The 7,318-nt window shown below is 36.9% G+C and carries 8 protein-coding genes; 4 read left to right on the top strand and 4 right to left on the bottom strand.

Translation table 11 applies throughout. From position 1 onward, the window contains the following. Positions 1-987 precede the first annotated feature (987 nt). The 3 genes from F6K54_RS36630 to F6K54_RS36640 all read right to left on the bottom strand — a co-directional run bounded on the left by F6K54_RS36630 (position 988) and on the right by F6K54_RS36640 (position 2,704). The gene (locus F6K54_RS36630; protein WP_124145727.1) at positions 988-1,182 is read right to left on the bottom strand and encodes an NAD(P)H dehydrogenase subunit NdhS; all 195 of its coding nucleotides are present in this window, start codon (positions 1,180-1,182) and stop codon (positions 988-990) included. Between the two features lie 187 nt (positions 1,183-1,369). After that, positions 1,370-1,600: a hypothetical protein gene (locus F6K54_RS36635; protein WP_293088817.1), complete on the bottom strand. Its 231-nt coding sequence runs from the start codon at positions 1,598-1,600 to the stop codon at positions 1,370-1,372. 33 nt (positions 1,601-1,633) lie between these two features. Continuing rightward, positions 1,634-2,704 (bottom strand): Mrp/NBP35 family ATP-binding protein, encoded by a 1,071-nt coding sequence (locus F6K54_RS36640; RefSeq protein WP_293088819.1) that lies wholly within the window; start codon positions 2,702-2,704, stop codon positions 1,634-1,636. A gap of 1,266 nt (positions 2,705-3,970) precedes the next feature. Between F6K54_RS36640 and hemF the strand changes: the two genes are divergently transcribed. The 4 genes from hemF to psb29 all read left to right on the top strand — a co-directional run bounded on the left by hemF (position 3,971) and on the right by psb29 (position 7,094). Beyond that, the gene (hemF, locus tag F6K54_RS36645) at positions 3,971-5,014 is read left to right on the top strand and encodes an oxygen-dependent coproporphyrinogen oxidase (RefSeq protein WP_293088820.1); all 1,044 of its coding nucleotides are present in this window, start codon (positions 3,971-3,973) and stop codon (positions 5,012-5,014) included. 59 nt (positions 5,015-5,073) lie between these two features. After that, complete coding sequence (locus F6K54_RS36650) at positions 5,074-5,448, top strand: STAS domain-containing protein (protein WP_293088822.1); 375 nt, start codon at positions 5,074-5,076, stop codon at positions 5,446-5,448. 641 nt (positions 5,449-6,089) lie between these two features. Continuing rightward, positions 6,090-6,251, top strand: coding sequence for a hypothetical protein (locus F6K54_RS36655; protein WP_293088823.1), 162 nt, complete (start codon positions 6,090-6,092; stop codon positions 6,249-6,251). A 102-nt stretch (positions 6,252-6,353) separates the two neighbouring features. Continuing rightward, positions 6,354-7,094 (top strand): photosystem II biogenesis protein Psp29, encoded by a 741-nt coding sequence (gene psb29, locus F6K54_RS36660; protein WP_366558342.1) that lies wholly within the window; start codon positions 6,354-6,356, stop codon positions 7,092-7,094. Positions 7,095-7,201: 107 nt separating this feature from the next. Here psb29 and F6K54_RS36665 read toward each other — a convergent pair. After that, positions 7,202-7,318 (bottom strand): WD40 repeat domain-containing protein (locus tag F6K54_RS36665; RefSeq protein ID WP_293088826.1); only part of this gene is annotated, 117 nt, incomplete at its 5' end.

Genomic DNA, 7,318 nt, shown 5'->3' on the forward strand with positions numbered 1-7,318 from the left:
TTGGTAAATTTTTGAGCATGAACAGCTGAAAACCAAGGTATTTCAGACCCAAAAAGGCTAAAACCTTTATCTGATAATTATTGGAGATTTAATCAGCAAACCCTAATTATTACCTCTCCTTGAAAAGGAGAGAATTGACTCAAAGGAAAATTTTTTCTTGCTTATCCTTGAAAGGGGAGGCTTTAAACCTTAATTCTTCGGTAAATTGTAGGTTTTAGTTGGTAGATAATTAATATTTCACTTAAAACCTCATACTATTCTTTACTTTTTTCAACAATTAATAATTACCTCTCCTTAAAATTTATAGAATTGGAAAACAGAATTTGTAGACAATTAAGATTTTACCCAAAAACTCATACTATTCTTTACTTTTTTCAACAATTAATAATTAGGGCTTGCTGATTAATTCTAAAAGTATTGAAATATAAATATTTTAGCGTTTTAGACTTGAAAAAAGTACCAGTTTTTCGGTAGAAAAGCTCAAAAAGCTAGTATCTTAGGATGATTATGGCAGAAAAATTGAGAGACAATTCTTAACTCCTACCTCTTCGCTCATTCCCCGTTCCTCCTGTCTCCTGACTCCTACCCCAGCAAAAAGACTTTCCATACGCAAACCCTAATTACTTCTCCTTTAGGGTTGTTTCATTCTAAACTATGCCATTTTATGTATTGACTAAACCACGTTATTTCAAGTTTTAGGAAATTTATCTTTCGCCGTCTGAAAATCAATAAACTCATTGCCAAAATCTAGAATGAAATAACCCTGTATCTCCTTAAAATTATAGAGTTAACAAACAGGATTTTTTGTATTTATTTTTTATTCAAAGAAGATATTTAACTAGCTATTAGCTTTTAGTATTCAGCTAGTCTCCTAGTGCAGGATGGCAGAAATAACTGACCAGTTACAAAATCCTAAAAGCCTTACTAAGCAATATTTTTGACTTTTAACTTTTGACTTTTGACTTCCGGGTAGCGGCACTAACTAAATTATTTTTTCTTGCGACCTGCCGTTGCATCTACTAACTCTAATTCTGAGAGTCTAAATGTTACTAACTTATCCCAATTTCCACCTTCAAATAATACAGCAGCTTTACCATCACTTACTCGTTGAACTTGTCCTTGAAATCCATAATAAGTATCACTAATATTTTTCACTTTAACTGCTACACCAGGTAAAATCATTGTTTTCTACTCCTATGAAAAATTTTCTTAATTTTAGGAAATTGAAGGCTGTTTTATTTTGACTACTCCCCGGACTCAAGTCACGGGGATTCTAAGTAGATACTACGCAACAAGATAAATCCGTGTTGCTCCGTCTATTCTTAGCTGACCAAAGATATATTCTCTGGGGACAATTTCCGCGGTGCCCCTACACAGTCGGCTTAAGTTTAATCCTAGCTTTGCGGCTTACTTTTGCGATTATATTTGCAGCCCCGTTACAGTCTGCATTAATTAACCAATTATTACTACTTCTATACAAACCACGCTTTATTCTTTTCGGTGACGGTTTCCAATCATCGGGTTTTTCACCATAAATAGGCAGATTGTCACCATCTAAAAACGAAGCAATACTTGTATAACTTTCTTCGGTTTCTATCAATATTATTCTATATTCATAGCACATCTGACTTCGTTAAGCCAAAGCCACAACAGAAACTCTAGCAGCAATTTTTTGAGCGATCGCTTTCAACTCTTGAGCAGAACTAGAGTTAGGAGCGCCAACTACAATAGGAACTCCAATATCCCCACCTTCTCTAACAGGCATTTCCAAAGGAACCCCTCCCAGTAGTGGTACACCTAATTCCTCCGCTGTTCTTTTCCCACCACCAGAACCAAAAATATCATACTTTTTCTCTGGCATATCTGGAGGAACAAAATAACTCATATTTTCAACTATTCCTAATACAGAAACCCCTAACTGCTGAAACATCTTTAGACCTTTGCGAGAGTCCAATAATGCCACTGTTTGAGGTGTTGTCACAATTACCACTCCAGACATAGGAACAGCTTGAGCTAAAGTTAATTGAGCATCACCAGTACCAGGAGGCAAGTCTACCAACAAATAATCCAAATCACCCCATTGGACTTGGTACAAAAATTGTCGGATAATTCCATTCAACATTGGACCACGCCAAATTACAGGTTGATCCTTATCAATTAAAAAAGCCATAGAAACCAACTTTACTCCATGATTAAAAGCTGGTTCCAGGACTTCTCCAGATTGTCCTGCTTGTACCATAACTTTAGCATCTGCTAGACCTAACATCGTTGGATCGTTAGGGCCATAAATATCAGCATCAATCAAACCCACTTTAGCGCCCATTTGAGCCAATGCCACAGCTACATTCACTGCTACTGTGCTTTTACCCACTCCACCTTTACCACTAGAAACAGCAATAATATTTTTCACTCCATCAATACCTTGGCGGTCGGGTATAGTTTTCTGCTGAGGAGTCTCTGCTGTGACATCTACTATTACTTCCTTCACACCAGGTAGTTGCTTGACAGCTTTTTGACAGTCTTCGACAATAAATTCTCGTAATGGACAAGCTGGAGTTGTCAATACTAAGGTAAACTCAACTTGTCCATCATTAACTTTAATATTGCGAATCATATTTAGTTCTACCAAACTCTTTTGCAGTTCGGGGTCTTGTACTGGTCGTAAAACATCTAAAATAGATTGAGTCTCAGGTATAGTGGACATATAACATCCTTCAAAAATTAAAATTTTCTTAAATTATATCTGTTATTTGCAAAGTAATGTTATGTACTTTATGCACTTAATTAGGGCTTGCTGAAAAAGTCTTATGGGTAAGAGTAGGAGACAGGAGACAGGAGACAGGAGACAGGAGACAACCCACCCCTAGCCCCTCCCAGGAGGGGAGGGGAAGACAGGAGGAACGGGAAATGAGCGAGAAGGTAGGAACGGGCGTTTTGTCCCAAGATTTTTCTGCTCAACTATGCACCTAAAATACGCTCCTTTTTGAGCATAAAGAGCTGAAATAGGCGCACTTTTTAAAGGCAAAAAAAAGGCACTTGTCTTTATATGTCAATGCTTTTAGATTTAATCAGCAAGTCCTAACTACTAATAATTAAATTAATTAATTAATTATTAATTTTTTATTTTATAAAAAGCACTGAATTTTAAACTAAGAAATTAATACATTTGGGTAGTATACAGAAATGATGAACGATGAGATGAAAAACTAAACTTAGTAATTAGGGTTTGCGCTCAAAAGTCTGATGGTGAGCATAGGGAACAGGGAACAGTTTTGACATTCTAATACGGCCAAATTTTCTGATAGTAAGGGGAAAAATATTAGCATTTTGAGACAAATTGAGCCAAAAACCTTGCACCCCCTCAGCAATATTTAACTCTGGAAGCCTTTACAGGTATTAATTACAATTTTATGAGCGCAAGCCGTAATTAGGGTTTGCGCTCAAAAGTCTTTTAGTAGGGGTAGGAGACAGCTATACTGGAGACAGGAGACAGAAGGGACGGGGAATTTAGAGGGGGTAGAAGTAAGAAATTTCCCAAGATTGTCCTGCACAACTATGCGCCTAAAATACTAACTTTTTAAGCGTTCTAGACTAAAACAGGCGCACTTTTTTCTACCCTAAAAAGGCACTTACCAATATCAGTAAATGCTTTGATATTTAATTAGCAAGCCCTAATTAGTAAAAGAATCAACAATAACTAGCTACAAAATTTTTTGTAATTCATTAAGTAAATTATGGTCTACCAGGTCGTAATCATATGAGGATGTAAATTAATAGGCAAGACTAATTCAGTAACCAAGAATGATACTTGAGTATCGGAACATATATCTATGACAAGATTAGGTTGATTTACTCAAGAAAAACTGGAAAAAACAGGAAAATTTTACTAGATGATCGATAGCATGGTAGGATAAAAAGTCTGGAAAGATACATATAATTTTTAGCCAAATTTGAAACACATATTGTACCTATGACAGCTTCTACTGAAACCAAAAAAACAACACCTCTATCTCTATCGCTGGGTAGTACCCAAGGTCGAGTCAGTAAATTTATGCAGGATATACAAGATGAAATTTGTCAAGGACTGGAGCAATTAGATGGAATTGGCAAATTCAAAGAAGATAGTTGGGAACGTCCAGGTGGTGGTGGTGGAAGGTCTCGTGTAATTAGAGACGGTGAGGTTTTTGAACAGGGAGGAGTTAATTTTTCACAAGTGTGGGGAGATAAACTACCACCAAGTATACTAGCGCAAAGACCAGAAGCCGAAGGTCATGGTTTTTATGCGACAGGGACTTCAATGGTACTGCACCCTAAAAATCCCTATGTACCAACAGTGCATCTTAATTATCGATATTTTGAAGCCGGACCTGTATGGTGGTTTGGTGGAGGTATAGATTTAACACCTTACTATCCCTATGCTGAAGACGCAAATCACTTTCATCAGACTATTAAAGCAGCCTGTGACAAAAGCAATAAAGAGTATTATCCTGTATTTAAAAGATGGTGTGATGAGTATTTTTACTTAAAGCATCGTCAAGAAATGCGAGGTGTAGGAGGTATCTTCTTTGATTATCAAGATGGTCAAGGAGAATTATACAAAGGTCCAGATAGTCAAGGACCAGCAGCAATCTATAGTCAGCAGCTAGGAATTCCTGAATCTCGTAGTTGGGAATCTTTATTTACATTTGTACAAAATTGTGGTAAATCATTCTTGCCAGCTTATACCCCAATAGTAGATCGACGGCAACCCATAGAGTATGGCGATCGGGAACGTAACTTTCAGCTTTACCGACGTGGCCGTTATGTTGAATTTAATCTAGTATATGACAGAGGTACAATTTTTGGATTGCAAACTAATGGACGTACAGAGTCAATTTTGATGTCTTTACCACCTTTGGTTCGCTGGGAATATGGCTACAGTCCAGAACCCAATACACCAGAAGCTCAACTGTATGAAGTATTTTTAAAACCTTATGATTGGGCTAACTGGACACCAAATACCCACTTAGTCTAAGTTAAACTACAGTCAGATGGGCAACCACCATAACTAATATCATCCCGAGGGAAGGGTCAGTGATTCATATTGAGCAAAAAACCCACAAAACTCCGGACGGCACAACAGTCATCGTCCTAGCGCCAACTGGACGTTTGGATATTACAACAGCTTGGCAATTCCGCCTTAAGTTGCAGGAATGTATCTCTAAACTGAGTCGTCATGTAGTAGTCAATTTAGGTCAGGTTAACTTTATTGATAGTTCTGGACTTACATCTCTGGTAGCAGGGATGCGAGATGCTGACAAAGTTAAGGGTAGTTTCCGAATTTGTAGTGTTCATCCAGAAGCTAAACTGGTATTTGAAGTAACTATGATGGATTCTGTGTTTGAGATTTTTGAAACAGAAGAAGAAGCACTCAATTATGATGAGGTTCATGAAAGTAACAGAGCTTAAACAGTTTTGAAGCAGAACTATCAATTTTATCAAAATGTTGCCAGAAGACCAGCGCTTTCCTGCAAGAAAGCGTTGGAATGAATGTAAACCAATGCTATAATAATACTGCTTTTGTGTTAGTAATAGGAAAACATTGAAAGCTAGATATAAATATTGCATAGCTCCTAATTATATTCAAATAGCTAAATTCAAATAGCTAAATTTAACCAACTCAACTATTTAGCTGTTGTATATGTGTTTGGAATCAGTTATTAGTTCATTGTAATAAGTTGTATGTTAATGGCGTCAATAAACCTTCATATACTGATTTAACCAAGCAATTTATAACTCAAGTTAAAAAACAATTAATTTGGTTAAAAGATGTAGCATCTACTCCATTACAAAATTCTCTTAAAGATTTAGATCGTAGGGGCGTTTTGCTCCGCAACATATAAAGCGGAGCTCTTCTTCAGCAAACGGCCATTTGCTTCGCATAACTACTGTTAACGCCCCTACAAGAACTTTAACTTTTAAAGCATTGGCTATATGCTCCACTGTGTCATACAGTAACTAGGGTTTGCTGAATAAAGTCTTTTTTTCAGAGGAGGAGCCAGAATTTCCGTTTGTCATGCTCCGTAAACAGAATTCAGAATCCAGGAGGAATGAGAGTCATAGAAGAGGTAGTCAGAATAATTTTCCCTTGGTTTTCTACCCCTCGAAATGCCCAAAATCCCAGATTTTTGAACTGGAATTGCCTAAAAGCTGGTACTTCCTTAGTACCAGCAAAGGCTGAAACCTTTGCCAGTAAATACTTTGATATTTAATCAGCAAACCCTAATTATAAAGTCAAACCCACCCTGTCTTTCCAGTACTATATGCTTTCAAGCTAACCTAGTAGGAAATCAACATCTGACAGGGATGGGATTATGGAAGAATTAGAACACCTGGTGAATAATATTCGTACTGTTTCAGATACTAAAAAAGCTTTTTATAATTCTCACACCCGTCCAATTAACTCCATATACAATCGAGTTGTTGAAGAGTTGCTAGTGGAAATGCACCTGATTTCCGTTAATACTAATTATAGCTATAATCCATTTTATGCTTTGGGTATAGTTACAGCTTTTGACCGTTTTATGGCGGGATATTCTCCTGAACAGGACAAAATTTCTATTTTTAATGCTCTGATTCAAGCACAAGGAGAGGAACCAGATAAATATCGTGCGGATGCTAAAGGATTAGAAGATTTAGCTAGGCAAATTTCTGGAAAGGATATGCTCTCTTGGATTTGCTTATCAGCAGATAGAGATGATGCTCAACATTTGCAGGATAATTTAAGGGCTATTTCTGATGGTTATAAATTTAAGTATAATCGCTTATTTGCTATAGGTTTATTCACATTACTAGAAATAGCAGATACAGATTTAGCTAAGGAGCAACAGCAACGTACAGATGCTATGAAAGAAATTTCTCAGGCTTTAAACTTGCCAGAAGAAAAATTATTAAAAGATATAGATATGTATCGTAGCAATTTAGAGAGAATAACTCTAGCTCGTAGTGCTATGGAAGATACTCTGATGGCAGCTAGGAAAAAACGAGAGAAACGTAGCTTAGAAAAGGGGAATATACCTAATTCTGCGAGTAAGACTTCAAACAATAGTAATTAGGGTTTGCTGAAAAAGTCTTATGGGTGAGGGTAGGAGACAGGAGACAACCCACCCATAACCCCTCCCAGGAGGGGAAGACAGAAGAAATGGGAATTTGGAGGCTGAAATTAAGGAACTTTCCAAATATTAATCTTCCGGTCCCAACCACCGCTAACTATTGTTTGACCATCAGGACTAATTGCCACTGTACTAATATAACTGGTGTGTCCGTTTAAACTACCTTT

The sequence above is a fragment of the Okeania sp. SIO3B5 genome, assembly GCF_010692555.1.
Lineage (GTDB): Bacteria > Cyanobacteriota > Cyanobacteriia > Cyanobacteriales > Microcoleaceae > Okeania.